General features: G+C 67.7%; 19 protein-coding genes and 1 riboswitch. Of the genes, 16 read left to right on the top strand and 3 right to left on the bottom strand.

Annotated elements, in window-relative coordinates; translation table 11 throughout:
• Window positions 1-56: 56 nt before the first annotated feature.
• Window positions 57-1,346, top strand: a complete 1,290-nt coding sequence (locus ACOGXI_RS01425; RefSeq protein ID WP_419937125.1) for an ATP-binding protein — start codon at window positions 57-59, stop codon at window positions 1,344-1,346.
• Between the two features lie 30 nt (window positions 1,347-1,376).
• On the top strand, window positions 1,377-2,624 hold the full coding sequence (locus ACOGXI_RS01420; RefSeq protein ID WP_419937124.1) for a serine hydrolase domain-containing protein: 1,248 nt from the start codon (window positions 1,377-1,379) through the stop codon (window positions 2,622-2,624).
• Between the two features lie 28 nt (window positions 2,625-2,652).
• On the opposite strand, the gene ACOGXI_RS01415 is transcribed toward ACOGXI_RS01420, so the two are convergent.
• Window positions 2,653-3,777, bottom strand: a complete 1,125-nt coding sequence (locus ACOGXI_RS01415) for a trans-sulfuration enzyme family protein (RefSeq protein WP_419937123.1) — start codon at window positions 3,775-3,777, stop codon at window positions 2,653-2,655.
• Between ACOGXI_RS01415 and ACOGXI_RS01410 the strand changes: the two genes are divergently transcribed.
• Window positions 3,776-3,997: a hypothetical protein gene (locus ACOGXI_RS01410; RefSeq protein ID WP_419937122.1), complete on the top strand. Its 222-nt coding sequence runs from the start codon at window positions 3,776-3,778 to the stop codon at window positions 3,995-3,997. The two genes, ACOGXI_RS01415 and ACOGXI_RS01410, sit on opposite strands and share 2 nt — an antisense overlap.
• 32 nt (window positions 3,998-4,029) lie before the next feature.
• Window positions 4,030-4,148: riboswitch (SAM riboswitch) on the bottom strand.
• 41 nt (window positions 4,149-4,189) lie between these two features.
• Here ACOGXI_RS01410 and ACOGXI_RS01405 read toward each other — a convergent pair.
• The gene (locus ACOGXI_RS01405) at window positions 4,190-4,657 is read right to left on the bottom strand and encodes a nucleoside deaminase (protein ID WP_419937121.1); all 468 of its coding nucleotides are present in this window, start codon (window positions 4,655-4,657) and stop codon (window positions 4,190-4,192) included.
• 129 nt (window positions 4,658-4,786) lie between these two features.
• Here ACOGXI_RS01405 and ACOGXI_RS01400 point away from each other — a divergent pair, with 129 nt between their 5' ends.
• The 11 genes from ACOGXI_RS01400 to ACOGXI_RS01350 all read left to right on the top strand — a co-directional run bounded on the left by ACOGXI_RS01400 (window position 4,787) and on the right by ACOGXI_RS01350 (window position 14,894).
• Window positions 4,787-5,737, top strand: a complete 951-nt coding sequence (locus ACOGXI_RS01400) for a DMT family transporter (protein WP_419937120.1) — start codon at window positions 4,787-4,789, stop codon at window positions 5,735-5,737.
• Window positions 5,734-6,597: a class I SAM-dependent methyltransferase gene (locus ACOGXI_RS01395; protein ID WP_419937119.1), complete on the top strand. Its 864-nt coding sequence runs from the start codon at window positions 5,734-5,736 to the stop codon at window positions 6,595-6,597. The genes ACOGXI_RS01400 and ACOGXI_RS01395 overlap by 4 nt, the downstream gene beginning before the upstream one ends.
• 95 nt (window positions 6,598-6,692) lie before the next feature.
• Window positions 6,693-7,352 carry a nucleotidyltransferase family protein gene (locus tag ACOGXI_RS01390; RefSeq protein ID WP_419937118.1) on the top strand — a complete coding sequence of 220 codons (660 nt, stop codon included), beginning with the start codon at window positions 6,693-6,695 and terminating at the stop codon, window positions 7,350-7,352.
• Window positions 7,349-8,359 carry an XdhC family protein gene (locus ACOGXI_RS01385; protein WP_419937117.1) on the top strand — a complete coding sequence of 337 codons (1,011 nt, stop codon included), beginning with the start codon at window positions 7,349-7,351 and terminating at the stop codon, window positions 8,357-8,359. The genes ACOGXI_RS01390 and ACOGXI_RS01385 overlap by 4 nt, the downstream gene beginning before the upstream one ends.
• An 83-nt stretch (window positions 8,360-8,442) precedes the next feature.
• On the top strand, window positions 8,443-8,739 hold the full coding sequence (locus ACOGXI_RS01380; RefSeq protein WP_419937116.1) for a HigA family addiction module antitoxin: 297 nt from the start codon (window positions 8,443-8,445) through the stop codon (window positions 8,737-8,739).
• 32 nt (window positions 8,740-8,771) lie between these two features.
• Window positions 8,772-9,239, top strand: coding sequence for a CoxG family protein (locus ACOGXI_RS01375; RefSeq protein WP_419937115.1), 468 nt, complete (start codon window positions 8,772-8,774; stop codon window positions 9,237-9,239).
• On the top strand, window positions 9,236-10,168 hold the full coding sequence (locus ACOGXI_RS01370; protein ID WP_419937114.1) for an FAD binding domain-containing protein: 933 nt from the start codon (window positions 9,236-9,238) through the stop codon (window positions 10,166-10,168). The genes ACOGXI_RS01375 and ACOGXI_RS01370 overlap by 4 nt, the downstream gene beginning before the upstream one ends.
• A 4-nt stretch (window positions 10,169-10,172) precedes the next feature.
• Window positions 10,173-10,691 carry a (2Fe-2S)-binding protein gene (locus tag ACOGXI_RS01365; RefSeq protein ID WP_419937113.1) on the top strand — a complete coding sequence of 173 codons (519 nt, stop codon included), beginning with the start codon at window positions 10,173-10,175 and terminating at the stop codon, window positions 10,689-10,691.
• Window positions 10,691-13,057: an aerobic carbon-monoxide dehydrogenase large subunit gene (locus tag ACOGXI_RS01360; RefSeq protein ID WP_419937112.1), complete on the top strand. Its 2,367-nt coding sequence runs from the start codon at window positions 10,691-10,693 to the stop codon at window positions 13,055-13,057. Before ACOGXI_RS01365 ends, ACOGXI_RS01360 begins: the two co-directional genes overlap by 1 nt.
• A 120-nt stretch (window positions 13,058-13,177) precedes the next feature.
• Window positions 13,178-14,359 carry an ImmA/IrrE family metallo-endopeptidase gene (locus tag ACOGXI_RS01355; RefSeq protein ID WP_419937111.1) on the top strand — a complete coding sequence of 394 codons (1,182 nt, stop codon included), beginning with the start codon at window positions 13,178-13,180 and terminating at the stop codon, window positions 14,357-14,359.
• 22 nt (window positions 14,360-14,381) lie between these two features.
• On the top strand, window positions 14,382-14,894 hold the full coding sequence (locus tag ACOGXI_RS01350) for a DUF4411 family protein (RefSeq protein WP_419937110.1): 513 nt from the start codon (window positions 14,382-14,384) through the stop codon (window positions 14,892-14,894).
• Between the two features lie 951 nt (window positions 14,895-15,845).
• On the opposite strand, the gene ACOGXI_RS01345 is transcribed toward ACOGXI_RS01350, so the two are convergent.
• Window positions 15,846-16,859, bottom strand: a complete 1,014-nt coding sequence (locus ACOGXI_RS01345; RefSeq protein WP_419937109.1) for a DUF6602 domain-containing protein — start codon at window positions 16,857-16,859, stop codon at window positions 15,846-15,848.
• Between the two features lie 531 nt (window positions 16,860-17,390).
• Here ACOGXI_RS01345 and ACOGXI_RS01340 point away from each other — a divergent pair.
• Both ACOGXI_RS01340 and ACOGXI_RS01335 read left to right on the top strand, forming a co-directional pair.
• Window positions 17,391-17,720 carry a hypothetical protein gene (locus tag ACOGXI_RS01340; protein ID WP_419937108.1) on the top strand — a complete coding sequence of 110 codons (330 nt, stop codon included), beginning with the start codon at window positions 17,391-17,393 and terminating at the stop codon, window positions 17,718-17,720.
• Between the two features lie 8 nt (window positions 17,721-17,728).
• Window positions 17,729-17,950 (top strand): hypothetical protein, encoded by a 222-nt coding sequence (locus ACOGXI_RS01335; protein WP_419937107.1) that lies wholly within the window; start codon window positions 17,729-17,731, stop codon window positions 17,948-17,950.
• Window positions 17,951-18,069 lie beyond the last annotated feature (119 nt).

Here is an 18,069-nt window from a genome sequence, read left to right as displayed (position 1 = left end):
GCTATTCTGCAACCATCGCCGGTCCGTTGAACCATGGAATCCGGGAGCGGCCGGGCATGGAACCAAAATCTGACGAGGAGCGAGCCGGAGCCGCCGGATACCGGCCTCGCGTGGCAGACCGGGAACTGGGAGAGTGCCTGGCGGCGGCCGGAGCGGTTCTGATCGAGGGTCCGCGAGCCTGCGGGAAGACGGCGACCGCCCAGCAGATGGCCGAGAGCGAAGTCTTTCTGGATGTGGACCGAGCCGCCCAGGACATGATCGCGGTCAACCCCGACCTCGTGCTCGAAGGCACGACTCCCCGCCTGATCGATGAATGGCAAACCGCTCCGGTGGTCTGGAATCACATTCGCCGCGCCGTAGATGCGCATCCCGGAAAGGGGCACTTCATCCTTACCGGATCGGCGGTTCCACCTGACGACATCACACGCCACACCGGTGCCGGACGCATCATCCGCCTGCGTCTGCGTCCCATGTCGTTGTTCGAACTCGGGCGCAGCACGGGCCGCGTGTCGCTCGCGCACATGATCGGAGGCGCGCCGTCACAGAGTCCCTCGACCGACCTGACCGTAAACGATCTGGCAGAAATGGTTTGCGTGGGTGGCTGGCCGGGGCACCTCCATTCATCGCCTGACGAGGCGATGCGCGTGAACCGAAGCTACGTAGAAGACATCTGCCGTGCCGATCTCAAGCGCGTGGACGGAGTGCGGCGGGATCCGGAACGAGTCCGCCGCTTCCTGCACTCGCTGGCTCGAAACGTCGCGACCCATGCATCCCTCGCGACGATCACACGCGATGTCGCCGGCCCGGACGATCCGCGGATGACGGGCCACACGGCGCGTTCCTACCTCACCGGCCTCGAACGCCTCATGGTGGTGGAGGACCAGCCGGCGTGGGCGTCTCACTCGAGGTCCCGTTCGCGGATTCAAGTCCGCCCGAAACGGCACTTCGTGGATCCCTCCATCGCCGTGGCGGCGCTCGACGCGGGACCGGAACAACTCTTCCGCGACTTTTCCTGGTTCGGCCTCCTCTTCGAATCGCTGGTGGTCCGGGATCTGCGGGTCTATGCGCAAGCCATGGGCGCGCGCGTACGCCACTACCGCGATGACACGCATCTCGAGGTAGATGCCATCGTTGACGCCGGCCCCGGTCGGTGGGCGGCGTTCGAGATCAAGCTCGGCCTGGGCCGGATCGACGATGCGGCGCGCTCACTTCTGAAGTTCGTCGACCGAGTCGATACGAGCCGATGCGGCGAACCCGCCGCCCTCGGCGTGATCGTCGAGCGCGGCTTCGGATACGTTCGTCCGGACGGCGTGAGCGTGATCCCGCTGGGGGCACTCGGCCCGTAAACCCGACACATAGGCACGGGAGATCCTTCCATGATGAACGCTGCCCAAGTCCTCGATCCGCGTCTGACCGTCCTGGGGGTCTGCCTCACGCTGGCCTGCGGGACGGCGCCGGATTCGGTCCAGGAGGGCGCGCTCGAGGCTCAGCCCTCGCTGTCGCCGGAAGCGACGGCGGCGCTGGTCGAAGCCTTTCAGGCCGAACTCGACGCGGCGTGGACGCAGGCCCAGGAGACCGACGAGAACTTCCCGGGGGCGACCGCCGCGTTCATCCTCCCGGACGGGCGCGTGTTCGGCTTCGCCACCGGTGAGTCGGACGTGGACGACGACATCCCGATGACGCCGGACATGCGCATGGGCTCGGGCAGCATCGGGAAGACCTACGTCGCGGCCGTCGCCCTGCAGTTGGCGATGAACGGAGAGCTGGATCTCGACGCGCCGGTGTCGACCTGGCTCGGTGACGAGGAGTGGTTCCCCCGGGTGCCGAATCACGCGGACCTCACGGTGCGCAACCTCCTCAACCACACGGCCGGCATGATCCAGCCGTACTTCGAGGATCCGGACTTCGCCGTGCGGCTGAGCGAGGTGTTCCGGGATCCCGACGCCTACATGACCCCGGAGGAGTTCATCGCCGAGACTGTGCTCGACGCCGAGCCGCTCTTCCCCGCCGGCGGGGGATACCACTACAGCGACGTGCACTACACGCTGGCGGGCCTCGCGATCGAAGAGGCGACGGGCCGCGCGTACTACGATCTGCTCGACGAGTTCTTCCTCGAACCGCTCCGTCTCGATCTTACGCTTGCGGCGGACCGGCGCGACCTGCCCGGCCTCGCCCAGGGCTACGCGCACCGGAGCTCAGAGCTTTACGACACGCCGCTCGAGGTCGTGGTGGACGGCCAGCTCATCCTCCATCCCCTTCAGGAGTGGACGGGCGGCGGCCTCGTGAACAATCCGCAGGCGATGGTGCGCTGGGCGAAGCTCTTGTACGAGGGCGAGGCGATCGAGGGAGACGACCTTCCGCAGTTGCTCGAGGTCGGCTTTCCAACGGACAGCACGCAACCGCACCTGGGATACGGCCTCGCGGTGTCCGTCGCCGAGAGCGAACACGGGCTCACGTACGGCCACGGGGGCTTCTGGCCCGGCTACAATTCGCTCCTCGCGTACTACCCGGAACACGGCGTGGCCGTCTCGATCCAGGTCAACTCCGACGATTCGCGGATGCGCGACCACCTGCCGAGGCTGGCCGGCGTGGTGATCGAGACGCTGGTAGGCGCCGCGCGTTAGCCAGCGGGCGCCCCGGAGGTCCGCGCCCCTACATTGTCCGGGCCGCTGCTTCGCCGGTGGGCACGGCCACCGCCTCCGCGCGGGAGAGCGCCCGCTTCAGATCGGCTTCCAGGTCCTCAAAGGCCTCGATCCCTACCGACAACCGAAGCAGCCCCTCGCCGATCCCCGCCGCCACGCGCGCCGGTTCATCCATCGACGCGTGCGTCATCGTCCACGGGTGCGTGACCAGGCTCTCCACGCCGCCCAGAGACTCCGCCAGCGCGAAGTGCTCGATCCCGTCCACGAACGCCTCCACCGCCTCCCGTCCTCCGCGCAGTTCGAACGAAACAAGACTGCCCCACCCCGTCTGCTGCCGCCGCGCGATATCGTGCCCGGGATGATCCGGCAGGCTCGGATGATGGACGCGGATGACGGTGTCGCTGCGGTCCAGCAGATCCACGACGCGGAGCGCGTTCGCCTCGTGGACGCGGCTGCGCGCGTGGAGGGTCCGCATGCCCCTGAGCGTGAGATACGCGTCGAACGGAGCCCCCGAGGCGCCCATGGCGTTCGTCCACCAGGCGACATCTTCGAGCAGGTCCGCGTCGGCCGCGACCACCGCGCCGCCCACCACATCGCCGTGCCCGTTCAGGAACTTCGTCGTCGAGTGCACGACGAGATCGGCGCCGAACTCCAGCGGACGCTGGTTGACGGGCGAGAGAAAGGTGTTGTCGGCCACGCAGATCGCCCCGATGTCGCGCGCCACCCGCGCCCACGCGGCGATGTCCGTGATGCGCAGGTGTGGATTGCTGGGGGTCTCGATCCAGATCATCCGCGGCCGGAGTCGGCGGGCGAGCCTGCGCGACTCCGGGTCCCACGGGTCGACGAACCGGACGCGATACGTGCCACGGTCCGCCTCGGCGGAGAAGAGGCGGTAGCTGCCGCCGTAGCAGTCGCGGGGCGCCAGGAGCAGATCGCCCGCCGAGAGCAGGCGCGTCGCCACGGCGATCGCCGACATCCCGGAAGAGGTCACCACCGCGCCGCACCCTCCCTCGAGTGCGGCGATGGCTTCGGCCGCGAGATCGCGCGTCGGGTTGGCAGTGCGGGTGTAGTCGTACTTCGCGTACACACCCGGAGCGTCGAAGACGAAGTTCGTTGAGAGATGGATCGGCGGCATGACCGCCCGATGGGTCGTGTCGGCTCCGATCCCGGCACGCACGGTGCGGGTGACGGGAGATGGCGGCGCGGCATGCGGAGCGGGCGCGGCAGGCGAGGCGGACGCACCGTGCGAGGCGGACGCGGCATGCGAGGCAACGCGAGCGGAAGAGCGGCTGGCCATGATGACTTCCCCGAGTCTCGAGTTTACCTCATCGGACTCCGGAGATTCGACACCCTGATGCTGCTGGCTGCCACCTGAAGGGCGGCGGGCGGTTCATCTTCACGGCGGACGCGAATCCACCGCAGGAGTTGGCACCTTTGTGGGAATGCCACTTCCCACAGGTTGCCCCGGCGTCAACGGGCCTGTCCCTCAACCGGTCTCGATGAGTTGTCGTGCAGGCAGTTCTACCGGGGTGACCAGCGAAAGTCAACTAATATGCGGTCTTGTCCTGCTTGCGGGTCCAGCGCTCGAAGGCTTTCCGCGCTCGGTCGGAGGGGATCCGGACGAGTGAGACGATCCTGCGCTCGCTCAGGGGTCTGGCCATTTCGTCGTAGATGTCCTCATCGCTGAACCGGATGCGCGCCGCGTCCTCTCGGGTGTTGGAGTAGTACACGCGGCGGATCCGGCTCCAGTAGATCGCTCCCAGACACATCGGGCACGGCTCGCAGCTCGCGTAGATCTCGCAGCCGCCGAGGTCGAAGCTGTTCAGACGGTCGCAGGCCTGTCGGATCGCCTGGACTTCGGCGTGGGCGGTGGGATCGTTGTCCGGCGTGACGCGGTTGGTCCCCTCCGCCACGATCTCGCCGTCCTTCACCACGACGGCGCCGAACGGCCCGCCGCCCTCTTCCATGCTGCGCTCCGACAGGCTTATGGCCCGCTCCATGAACTCGTTATTCATCGCGACGCTCGCTTCGCCGGGGCGTGTGCGTTCGACTCCCGCAGTCCTTCCGGCCGGAATATACTCCATCCCGTCCCATCCCCGGGTTCCTGCCGGGGACACTTTGTCCTCACCCCACGGCCTTGCGGATTGACGAACTCGAAGGGCGGCCGGAGCGAGCGGCGGCGCGGGCGCGATCTCACGGTGGATCTCGGGCTCCTGCTCACGGCGATCATCTGGGGCATCAACTTCTCCGTCGTGAAGATCATCCTGCGCTGGTTCGATCCGCTCGCGTTCAACGCGCTGCGCTTCCCGTTCGCGGCGCTGGCGGTCCTGGTCCTGCTCCGGGCTACGGGGCGCCCGGTCCTCCCGCCGCGGAGCGAGTGGCCGCGGGTGCTGGGGCTCGGCCTGGTGGGACACGTGGTCTTCCAGGCCGCCTTCATCTACGGGATCGACCTCACGCTGACCGGGAACGCGGCGCTCCTCCTCTCCACGAGTCCCGTGTGGGTGCTCCTCATCGCCTCCGCGCTGGGGCGTGAGCGCTTCAGCTTCGCGATCCTGTTCGGCGTCGTCGCGACGCTGGCCGGCATGGCGATCCTGATCACCGGCGGCACCCAGGAAGTCGGCGGGGCCGGTCTCGGGGATCTGCTCGTCCTCGCAGCCGCGCTCTCATGGGCGGCCTTCACGGTGTTCGGGCGGCGCCTGACGAAGCGGCGCGGGGCGCTGGAGGTGACGGCGTGGACGATCTGGGCCGCCCTTCCCTTCATCGTCGTCGCCGGGATCCCGGATCTGACGCGGGTGGACTGGAGTGCGGTCCCGGTGGGGATCTGGTTCGGGACGGCCTACACGGGGATCTTCGGGATCGCGATCGCCTACCTGCTGTGGTCGCGCGGCGTACGCACGATCGGACAGAGCCGGACGGCGGTGTATCAGAACCTCGTCCCCGTGATCGCGCTCGCCACGGCGTGGATGTGGCTGGACGAAACGCCCACGGTGCAGCAACTCGCCGGCGCCGCCGTCATTCTCTCGGGCGTCGCCGTGGCGCGCGGCCTCGCCGGACGCCGACGCCGTCGCGGCGCCCGGAGTGATCGGAACGGATGAAGACGCGAGCCACGACCGCCGAACTCGTCGCCGCGATGCGAGCGCTCCACCAGCGGGACCGCGTGCGTCTCGTCGAGGATCCCCATGCTCTCGGCCTGTGCGGGTGGCATCTGCGTCTCCTCGCCAGGCTGCGGCCCGTCTCCTGGTTCCTGATCAACCACGCGCTGCGGGACCTGCGGCCGAGCATGCTGGGGGTGCTGATCCGGGCGCGTTACGCGGAGCAGGCGCTGGAAGCGGCCCTCCGCGACGGGATCGCGCAGTACGCGATCATCGGAGCCGGCCTGGACTCGTTCGCGCTCCGCCGGGCCGACCTGATGCGGCGCCTCCAGGTGTTCGAGATCGACCTGCCCGCCATGCAGGCCTTGAAGCGGGAGCGGCTGCGGCGGATGGGGGTGGAACCGCCGCCGGGACTGCACTTCGTCGCGGCGGATCTCGGGGAGGTGCCCGTGATGGAGGCGCTCGCGACTTCCTCCTTCGACGCCGGCCGGCCTGCGTTCCTCTCGCTGCTCGGCGTCACCTACTACCTGCCCACCGAGGTCATCGCCGCCACCGCGCGCTCGATCTCGCAAGCGGTCGCCCCCGGTTCGCGCTTCGTGCTCGACCACATGCTCGACGACGCAACCGCCGGGCCCGAGCACCGCGAGAAGCGCGCGGCTCTCAAGGCGTACGTCGCGAAGCGGGGCGAGCCGATGCACTCCGACTACAGTCCGGAGGAGATGAGCGAACTGATGGCGGAGGCGGGCTTCCGCACGCTGGAGAGCATCACGATGATGGACCTCGGCGAACGCTTCACGAGAGAACTCGGGCCGCTGCCCTTCGAGATCCCCGGCATCTTCGCCTGCGGACTCTACGAGGCATAGCAGTCCCTCCGGAGTTTTGTTGCGTGAGCTGCCGGGCTTTCGCCGTGGGCGGCCGGTCTCGCGGGGGTGTCCGGCGGCAGCCTATTCTGGAGCCCATGTCCGACGAGCGCAGGATAGCTGAACCCAGGATCGCTGAAACCGGAATCGCGGGGATCGTGCTGGCCGCCGGGTCTTCCACCCGCATGGGCCACAACAAGCTCCTGCTGGAGATCGGCGGGGAGACGCTCGTGCGCCGAGCCGTCCGCCTCGCGACCGAAGCCGGCCTCGACCCCGTCATCCTCGTCATGGGACAATTCCGGGAGGCCATCGAACGGGAGGTCGAGGATCTCGCCTGCACACCGGTCTTCAACCCCGATCACGCGACCGGCATCCAGACTTCCGTGGCCTGCGGAGTCGCTGCGGCGCCGGCGGCTTGCGGGGCGGCTGTCGTCATGCTGTGCGACATGCCGTTCGTCACGGCGCGCATGGTGCGCACGCTGGTGGAACGCCACGCTGAGACCGGCGCGCCGCTCGTCGCATCGCGCTACGGGGGCGAGGTCAATGCGCCGCCGATCCTCTACGGCCGCGGCCTCTTCGGCGAGGTGTCGCGCATGAAGGCGGGGTGCGGGCGCGAGGTCGTCCGGCGGCACCACGAGCGGGCGGTCCACGTGGAGTGGCCGGTCGACCGGCTGCGAGACCTCGACCGGCCTGACGATTACGAATCCGCGCGGCGGGCGTTCGCCGGGGTCGGCTCCCGCTCCGGCGAGGTCTCGTGAATCGCGACCTGCTCGATCTCGCGGGGCGGCTGACGGCCGAGCGCCAGCCGTATGCGCTCGCGACGGTGGTGCGCAGCGAGCGCCCCACGAGCGGCAAGCCGGGCAACATGGCGCTGGTCTCGGCGGACGGCGTCATGCACGGCTGGATCGGCGGCAGTTGCACCCGGTCGGAGGTGATCCGCCACGCGCTGGAGACCCTGGACCGGGGTGAGCCGAGGCTCCTCGCCTTCGGTTCGGGTCCCGGGCGCCCGGACGACCTGGTCCCCGTGCCCATGTCCTGCAGCAGCGGAGGGAAGGTGGAAGTGCACGTGAATCCGGTTCTGCCGGCTCCCGTCCTGATCGTGGCGGGAAGTTCGCCCGTCGCCCTCGCGCTCGTGCGCCTTGGCGGCGCGATGGGATACGCGACCGTGGCCGAGGGCGCCGGGGACGAGGCTCTGGCGGAGGCGGCCGATGAGGTCGTGGACGACCTCGCGGAGACGGCGGCACGCTACGCCGAACGCCCCCGCGGATGGAAGCTGTACGGGGTCGTCGCCACCATGGGACGGCGTGACGAGCGCTCGCTCGCGGAGTTGGCGGCCGCCGCGCCGAACTATCTCGGCGTGATCGCCTCCCCCACCCGCATGGAGGAGGTACGCCGCGTGCTGGCCGCGCACGGAGCCGACTCCGACGAGATCTCCCGCGTGCGGGGCCCCGCCGGCCTCGATATCGGGGCCGAGAGCCCCGAGGAGATCGCCGTCAGCATTCTGGCGGAGATCGTCCAACTCGAGGCGCAACCGAGGGAGTCAGGGGTGGCCGGACCCGGTCACGCGTGGGCAGACTCGGGGGATCAAGAGGCGAGCGAGGCGCGGGCGACCGATCCTGTGTGCGGGATGACCGTCTCGGTATCGGGCTCTCCCTCCTCGTTCTTCGGGGGGGAACCCGTCTACTTCTGCTGCGAGGGCTGTCGCAGCCGCTTCGACGCCACACCCGAGGCTTATCTCCCGCGCCCCGCAGCAGATCACTCGTGAGGCCTCGGCGTGGCCGGACCTTCGGGTTGATCCGCGTACCGCTACGGGGTACTGGTCGACTACCACTGACGGAGGCAGCGAACATGGCGATGGAGAATCCCCCACATCCCGGTCGCAGCATCCGGGAGAACTGCCTGGACCCGCTCGGCCTGAACGTCACCGAAGCGGCCCGGGTGCTCGGCGTCGCCCGCCACACGCTTTCTCGCGTCCTGAACGGCCACGCGGCGATTTCGCCCGAGATGGCCATCCGGCTGGAGAAGGCGGGCTGGTCGAACGCCGAGTTCTGGCTGCGGCGGCAGAGCAGCTACGACCTCGTGCAGGCGCGCAAGGGCGAAGATCGGATCAACATCCAGCGGTACCAGCCTCAGCCGACGGGCTGAATCAATCCATTGAGGACAACCGAGGAAGCCGGATGAAGATCGAGGAAGGGTTCACGATCGACGCGCCCGCCGCCGACGTGTGGGCGATTCTCTCCGACCCGCGACAGCTCTCGGAACTGCTGCCGGGGGCGGAAATCACGGAGCAGATCGACGACACGACGTGGGAGGGCGGCATGACCGTCAAGGTGGGCCCCCTCGTGGCGGCGTATACCGGCACCGTATCCTTCTTGTTGAACGAAGACGAGCGCTCCGCAGTCATCCGCGCGCGGGGCCAGGGCAAGGCCGGCATGGGTACGGCAGACATGACGATGAACAGCCGGGTCGTGGCGCTTCCCGATGGCGGGGCCGAGGTGACGATGGACTCGGACGTGACCGTCTCCGGGATCCTCGCGCAGCTCGGCCGCGGCATGACCCAGGTCGTCTCCAAACGGATGCTGCAGGAGTTCGTCGGAAGACTCACCAGGGCGATTGAAAGTCAGGCGAAGGAGGCAGAGGCATGATTCCCCCGCAGTTCGACTACCATGCGCCGGGCGGACTGGACGAGGCGCTCGGCCTCCTCGGTGAACTGGACGACGCGAAGGTGATGTCGGGCGGCCAGAGCCTCCTCCCGATGATGAAGCTTCGTCTCGCCTCTCCCGCGAACATCATCGACATCGGAGGCATCCCCGGACTCGACACGATCGAGGAGCGGGACGGCTGCCTGCGCATCGGGGCGCTCGTGACCGAGACGCAACTCGAGGAGTCCCGGACGGTGGCGGAGCGCTATCCGATCCTGCTCGACACCGCCCGCGTGATCGCGGACCCGCTCGTGCGCAACCGCGCCACGGTGTGCGGCAACATCGCCCACGGCGACCCCGCGAACGACCACCCGGCGACGATGCTCGCGCTGCGCGCCCATGTCGTCGCAACGGGACCGGGCGGGGAACGCACGATCGACATCGATGACTTCTTCCACGGCCTGTTCATGACGGCCCTGGGGGAAGACGAGATCCTCACCGAACTCCACATCCCCGTGCCGCCGGCCGGCAGCGGCGGCGCCTACGTCAAGCTGGAGCGCAAGGTGGGCGACTACGCGGTGGCGGGGGTCGCGGTACAGCTCACGCTGGACGACGACGGGAAGGTGACGAAGGCCGGCGTCGGGCTCACGAACCTCGGCTTCGCCCCCCTTCGGGCGACCGCCGCCGAGGAGACGCTCACCGGCGCGACCCTCGCACCGCCGGGCGGGCTCCGGGGCGCCATCGGCCGGGTCCGCGACGCGATCACGAAGGCGCCCGACGCGGACGATGTCATCGCGGCCGCCGCCCAGGCCGCCGCCGACGTCACGGAGCCGGTCGAGGACCGTCGCGGTTCCGTCCAATACAAGAGGAACATGGCCCGCGTGCTGACGGCGAGAGCCATACGTCAAGCGCTCGCGCGAGCGGGAGGATAGAGCGATGGCGACACATCAGATCAGCGTCACCGTGAACGGCGAGGCGCACGCGGCGGAGGTCGAATCGCGCACGCTCCTCGTCCACCTGATCCGCGACGAGTTGCGGCTCACGGGCACCCACATCGGCTGCGACACGACCCACTGCGGCGCCTGTACCGTGCTGCTCGACGGGCAGCCGACCAAGTCGTGCACCGTCCTCGCCGTGCAGGCCGACGGCGCCGAGATCGGGACCGTGGAAGGACTCGCCGGCGCCGACGGCATGCACGCGCTCCAGGAGGGCTTCTGGGAGAAGCACGGACTCCAGTGCGGCTTCTGCACGCCGGGCATGCTCATGACCGGCGCGGCTCTCCTCGAGGGGAACCCGAACCCGAGCGAAGGGGAGATCCGCGAGGCGATCTCCGGCAATCTCTGCCGCTGCACCGGCTACGTGAACATCGTGAAGGCGGTTCAGTACGCCGCCGAGAAGCTGGGCGCGGCCGCCGCCGAAACCGCGAACGCCGCGACCGACGGGGAGGACAGCTGATGGCACCGAAGACTTCCGCCGACATCTGCGGCATGGGGCACTCCATGAAGCGCAAGGAGGATCCGCGCTTCCTGCAGGGCAAGGGCAACTACATCGACGACATCGTCCTCCCGGACATGCTGTGGCTCGACATCGTCCGCAGCCCGGTCGCCTACGGGAAGATCAACGGCATCGACTCGAGCAAGGCGCTGGAGGTCCCCGGCGTGCTCGCCGTCCTCACCGGCAAGGACCTCGAGGCCTACAACCTGCACTGGATGCCGACGCTGATGTCGGACACCCAGATGGTGCTCCCCACGGACACCGTCATGTACCAGGCGCAGGAGGTCGCGGCCGTCATCGCGACGTCGCGCTACGCGGCCGCCGACGGGGTCGCCGCGGTCGAGGTCGACTACGAGCCCATGAAGCCCGTCATCGACCCCTTCAAGGCACTCGATGAAAACGCCCCCGTCCTCCGGACCGACAAGGAGGGCCAGACCGACAACCGCATCTGGCACTGGGAGGCCGGCGACAAAGCCGCCACCGACAAGGTGTTCGAGGACGCGGACGTCGTCGTGCGCGAGCGCATGCACGTGCCGCGCATCCACGTGGCCTCGATCGAGACGTGCGGCTGCGTGGCCGACTTCAACCCCGTCGAGGGCCACCTCACCGTCTACATGACGACGCAGGCGCCGCACGCCATCCGCACCGTGCTCGCGCTCGTGGCCGGACACGTCGGGCTTTCCGAGGAGAAGATCCGCGTCGTGTCGCCCGACATCGGGGGCGGCTTCGGCGGCAAGGTGCCGGTCTATCCGGGCTACGTGATCGCGATCGCGGCCTCCGTCGTGCTCGGCAAGCCCGTCAAGTGGATCGAGGACCGGATGGAGAACCTCCAGGCCGACTCGTTCGCGCGCGACTACCACATGGATGCCGAACTCGCGGCCGACGCCGACGGGAAGATCCGGGGCCTCCGCATCAAGACGCTCGCGGACCACGGCTACGCCGACGCCCAGGCCGCGCCGTCCAAGTTTCCGGCCGGCCTCTTCTCCATCTGCACCGGCTCGTACGACATGGAGCAGGCCTACGCCGAGGTGGACGCGGTCTACACGAACAAGCCGCCGGGCGGCGTCGCCTACCGCTGCTCCTTCCGCGTGACCGAGGCCGTGCACTGCATGGAGCGCGTCGTGGACACGCTGGCGCACAAGATCGGGAAGGATCCGGCGCAACTGCGCGAGGAGAACTTCATCCCGAAGGAGGCCTTCCCCTACCAGTCGCCGCTGGGCTGGGAGTACGACAGCGGAGACTACCAGGCCGCGATGGACAAGGCGAAGGAGATGATCGGCTACGACGACCTGCGCCGGGAGCAGGCGGAGAAGCGCGAGCGCGGCGAATTGATGGGGATCGGCGTGTGCAGCTTCACCGAGGTGCTGGGCGCGGGACCGTCGAAGGACTTCGACATCCTCGGCATCAAGATGTTCGACTCCGCCGAGGTGCGCGTGCACCCCACCGGGAAGGCGATCGCCCGCTTCGGCACCAAGTCGCAGGGCCAGGGCCACGAGACCACCTACGCGCAGATCATCGCCGAGGAACTCGGACTCCCCGCCGCCCACGTCCAGGTCGAGGAGGGCGACACCGACACCGCCCCGTACGGACTGGGCACCTACGCCAGCCGCTCGACCCCGACCGCCGGCGCCGCGGGAGCGATGGCCGCCCGCCAGATCCGCGCCAAGGCCGCGAAGATCGCCGCCCACCTGATGGAGGTGAGCGAGGAGGACCTCGAGTGGGAGCCCGGGAAGTTCTCCGTAAAGGGCGCCCCCGACCGGTCCGTGACGATCCAGGACTGCGCCTTCGCCGCCTACACGAACCTGCCCGAAGGGATGGAGCCGGGGATGGAGGCGACGAACTACTACGACCCGCCCAACCTCACCTTCCCCTTCGGGACGTACATCTGCGTGGTGGACATCGACCGCGGCACGGGCGAGGTGACGGTACGCCGCTTCGTGGCGGTCGACGACTGCGGCAACATCATCAACCCCATGATCGTGCAGGGCCAGATCCACGGCGGCCTCACCCAGGGCATCGGCCCCGCCCTGTTCGAGGAGATGACCTACGACGAGGACGGCAACAACCTTGCCGGCTCGTTCATGGACTACCTCATCCCGACCTCCATGGAGACCCCGGCCTGGGAGACGGGCCACACGATCACGCCGTCACCCCACCACCCGCTCGGCGCCAAGGGCGTCGGCGAATCGGCCACGGTGGGCGCGCCGCCGGCGATCGCCAACGCCGTGGTGGACGCGCTGGCGCACCTCGGCGTGACGCACCTGGACATCCCGATCACCCCCGACCGGGTGTGGGAGGTCCTGAACGAGAAGGGCGTCGCCGAGTAGAACCAACGGCGTCGCCGGTTGAGCGTCAGGTGACGTCCGGCCGTAGACTGTGATGCGCCTCCGCCAGCCGATCCGGCGCGGCGATAACGCAGCGGGCCACCTTTGATCGGGAAGACGCCATTGCCGCAAGTCAATCCGGAAGTGCTCCGATGGGCGAGGGAATCCGCGGGTCTCGGTCCGGCGGAGGCCATCGCGAAGCTCGGACTGAAAGCCGCCCGCGGGACTTCGCCGGCCGATCGTCTCCGAGCTCTTGAGGAAGGCGCGGATGCGCCCACGCGGGCCATGCTGTCGAAGATGGCCGCACAGTACCGGCGCCCGCTCGTAACCTTCTACCTTAAGCAACCCCCTCCGAAGGGTGAGAGGGGAACGGACTTCCGCACGGTGTCGGCCCGTCGGTCGAGCGGGGAGGAGGCGCTGCTCGATGCTCTGGCGCGGCGACTTCTGGCTCGCCAGGAGTTGCTGAAGTCGGCCCTTCTGGACGAGGACGCCGAACCCCTCCCGTTCATCGGCTCGGTGTCGCTCGACGATGGAGTCCCGGCCGTCCTCGCCTCGCTGAGGGAAACGCTGGGGTTGCCGACAGACGCGTTCCGGGCGGCGCAAGGCCGGGACGCAGCGTTCCGCCTGCTGCGCGCCCGGGTGGAGGAAACGGGTGTTTTCGTGTTGCTGGCGGGGAATCTGGGCAGCCATCACACCAACATCGAAGTCGAGGTCTTCCGGGGCATGGCGCTGGCGGACGAGATCGCTCCCTTCGTTGTCGTCAACCCTCACGACTCATCCGGCGCCCGGTGCTTCACTCTGCTCCACGAACTGGCGCACCTGTGGCTCGGACAGACGGGTGTCAGCGGTGGTCTTCCCGGGAGCCCCGTCGAGCGGTTCTGCAACGACGTGGCGTCGGAGTATCTGCTTCCCGATGCGGACTTCACCGATTTCCGAGTGGCGGACGAAACCGACGTATCGGCCTGGGCGAGCGCCATCAGCGCGCGCGCGGCGGAGTTCAACGTCAGCTCCTCGATGCTGGCGTACAGACTGTTTCGCGCAGGCAGGATCGATGAAACGCTCTGGAACGAGGTCAGCGGACTTTTTCGAACCCAATGGCTGAGGGGCCGGAAACGCCGCCGCGGCAGAATGAAGACGCAGACGGGCGGTCCCGGGTACTACCGGCAGATGAAGCATCAGTTGGGCTCGAGCCTCGTCGCGCTGACGGGCCAGCTCATGGCGTCGGGCGCGCTCACGACCACCAAGGCCGGGCGCGTACTGGGCGTGCGGCCCAAGACCGTACACATGCTCGTGGCCGGACCGTAGCGGAACAGGGAATAGCGTACCCTTGCTGTACCTTCTCGACGCCAACGTCCTGATCGATGCGAATCGCGACTACTATCCCATCGAGCGCGTGCCCGAGTTCTGGCAATGGCTGCTGCGCCACGCCCAGAGCGGTAGCGTGAAGATCCCGGCCGAGATTCATGACGAAGTGAAGCGAGGGAACGACGACCTCGCGCAATGGGTCAAGGAGCGCGAGGTCAAGGGCGCCTTGATGCTCGACGCGGAGGCCCGTCCCGCCGATGTACGGCGGGCGATCCGGCGCGGATATGCCGCTGACCTCACCGATACGGAGATCGACCAGCTTGGGAGAGATCCCTTCCTGATCGCATACGCGCTCCGTGACGCGAGAAATCACTGCATCGTCACCACGGAGGTTTCCAAACCGAGGAAGACCCGGGCGAATCGTCATCTTCCGGACGCCGCCCATCGACTGGGCATAGAGACGTGCAACACGTTCGAACTCACGCGCCGACTTGACTTCAGAACTCGGTGGCGATCATCCACCGAAGACCGTTGAACGGTCCGCCCGATCCCGCGAAGTCGCGGACTACCTTTCGCCATGGAGGCGAAGCCCGCTCACGAGGGCGAGACCGTGGCCGAAGCCGTCCCGCCCCGTCCCTGAAGGAATGTGAGGAGCACTTGAGAGATGAAGGACGGGGATGGGAGATCCTTGACCCGCAAGGTCGGAGCTACAAGCTGGATGCCGACTCCCGGAGACGGCTGACAGGTAGCTACCGCCGCAAGGATGTCGGTTAACTCTTCCAAGCTTTTATTCCCGGCCAGAACGTTAGCATCCCTCTTGACATTCCCAACGTAACCCAGGTGTTTCTTCGCCGTCTCGAACAGGGATTGCCACCCGAAGGCGCCGCGGCGCCGGCTCCCCGTGTCTCCGCGAGCCGCCCCGGACCCATCCCGAGCCCCGCCGACACCCCGCCGAGGTCCGGTTCGGTCCCAAAAACGACACCGGCCGCGCCAAGTCGCCGCAATCGCCGACCATAATCGCCCTCAGGCCGCCCGACTATGCGCCAACGCAGGATCCGGGGTGAATGGTTGGAAGGCGTATGCGCCCGCTATGTCAACGGTGCGGAGTACCCGGACATGGAGCTCCATGTTGGCAGGGGTGCGGATCGGGGCACAGACGCGCACAGGTGTGCAGCCTGCCGGCTTGGCGTTTCGGTGCGGCCGCACCGGGCTGTGGCGTGACGGCGGTGGTCCGGTGCCGGGGGCCGCAGCGCGTGCTGCGTCGGCACGGACGTGCGATCCGCGCCTTCGGCGGGTGACTGCGCGCGGTGCCTGCCCGTCATGTCCTGGCGCTCGAGCAGAGGGCCGATGGCATCCCCTCTCGGTCCTCCTTCATCAACGTGTTGGCGAGCACGATCAGCATGCGCATGACGGTGGTCAGCACGGTCTTGCGCGGCTTGCCACGAGCGAGGAGATCACGACGGTCAGTTCCGTCTTGCGTGGCTCTTCAGAAGAACATCGTCTCGCGATTGAAAGGTTCCGCCATCGTCAAAGGGTTCCGCATTCCGGCATGTAATTCCGCGAGTAGGTTCGCGCTGTACACTTCAACTGAGGGCCACCAGCGAGTAAAACCAAATCCTGACCCCATCATGCTGATTGCCTCGTAGTAACTGGCGAGTTCGCGCAACGCAGGGTTTGTCCACGCCAGCTTTGCGGATAGAAGCGCTATTAGGCTGCCTATCGGCGTGTGGTTTTGTGGTTCTTGGTTTGTCGGGAATTGAACGTAGCTGGTCTGTGTGACGCCTTTTGCGTATCGCGGATCCTGGCTCGGGTCAGGTAGATTTGATCTCGGGTCGGGGCCGTTCGCGTTGTCTTCAGCAATGATTTTGAGGGTATCCGGGTGTATGAAACTTGTCTTCAAAGTAGACCATGTTCCAAGATCGGCGATGCAAAGTAGATCCATGTGCTCCCGGGGGTGTGCGACGTACCTGCGCTCCGCTCCAATGAGATGCTTAGATACATTGTCTGCTGGACGAGAGTGTGGACTTTTCCAATCGTGGGAGTGGGCGAGTATACCGTACAGGATCGGGGCGTGAAGCTCCCGGTAAGGCGTTCCGTGCCGTTCCGGCAACAATCGTTTGATTGCGACGCCGGTCTTAACCGCTTCAGTGATGTGTTCCGGTCTGACTGTAGTCTTGCACTCAAACGCCGCAGCCACGCCGCAGGCGAGGTAGCGTTTTTTGTCGAGCAGCTTTCTGGGGTAAAAATCCTCCAGAACGAGAACGTCCACTTGACGGCTGGTTTGGCCATGTTCGTTGATGATACGACCTTTGGTAACTACTTCGTATGTGCGAGGAAGCCAATCGCGCAGTATCGCAGCCCAGTTTTCTTCCCCTTGGTCTCCTGCTGTTCCGGGATCCTCGGAAGCGCTTCTCCGGATGCGTTCGTACTCAGAGGCAATCTCTGCGCTTACTTGCTGCATGAAGTAAAACAGGTCGTGGTCGTTATTGTCCTGCGCCATCATTCCTCCGTTAGCAGGCTTGGAGTGACACCCACAGTTGGGGGAGCTTTACCCCGGATCCTGCAATCATGGGCTTGGATCTCGTCCGGCGGGGCACCCGCGGCCGGGCCGCGGAAGCCTTGACGGTAGCGAGATCATAGTGTCGGACTATGGAAAAGCACCATCCGGGGCCTTACGTTCATGGTGGACTGAGGAAGGTTCACCGCGTCACGGAGGACACCCGAATGGTGCGTGGAAACGACTATACCGGACGGCGCCCGCACGTGCAAGGATCGGCGGCGGCGCTGAGGGTCCGCGGCGGCGGCGGACGGATCACCGACGCGGGCGGCCGGGTCGTGGTGCGGAGGCTGTGGGACGCGCTGGGGATGGGCCGTTGGATCGACGACCGGACCGGGAACGTCCCCGGCCCGCTACCGGCCGTCGCTGATGGTCGAGCTGTGGGTGGCGCTGCTCCTGTACGGCGGCGGGGTGATGGACGACCTGCCGCTTCTCGGGCGGCGGGGCGTGCGCCGCATCTTCAGCTAGACGCGGGTGCCGCACCCGGCCACGTTCGGGCGCTGGCTGCGGGGCGCGGCTCCGGTGCTGTCCCCTCTTCTCGACGAGCTGCTGTGGCGGATGGTGCGGCGGCGCTGGGAGATGGCCGGCGGGGCGCCCCGGTGGGCGACGATCGTCATGGACTCGACCGTGGTGGTGCGCTACGGGCTGAGACAGGCCGGGGCGGAGAAGGGCTACAACCCGAAGAAGCCGGGCCGTCCCTCGCACCATCCGTTGCTGGCCTACGTCCTGGAGACGGGCGACTGCCTCGGGGTGCGCTGGCGGCCGGGTAGCGCGCACACGGCCGGGGGGCCGAGGCGTGGCTGACCGCGCTGGTGGCCCGCCTGAGGGAGGCGGGGGTGCGGGACATCGCCGTGCGGCTGGACAAGGGGTGCTTCTCCAAGTCCACCGCGCGGTGCCTGGAGTCGCTCGGCGCCTCCTATCTGCTCAAGGTGCCGCGGTACGGCTGGCTCGGCGGCTTCCGGGGCGCTTGGGAGACGGCCGCCGCCGACGGGGCCGGGCACCGGGAGCTGAGGACCGCCTCCGGCGAGCTGTGAGGGAGGCGGCTCCTCTCGGTCGAGCGGCGGAGACGGATCGGGCCGGAGGAGGGGGAGCTCGATCTCGCGGCGTAGGAGACCGCGACGAGCGCCGACGTGCTGACCAACATCGAGGACAT

Source organism: Candidatus Palauibacter sp., from assembly GCF_965208055.1.
Lineage (GTDB): Bacteria > Gemmatimonadota > Gemmatimonadetes > Palauibacterales > Palauibacteraceae > Palauibacter.
Note: the sequence above shows the minus strand (reverse complement) of the source record. Positions and strands in the feature narration are given on the sequence as shown.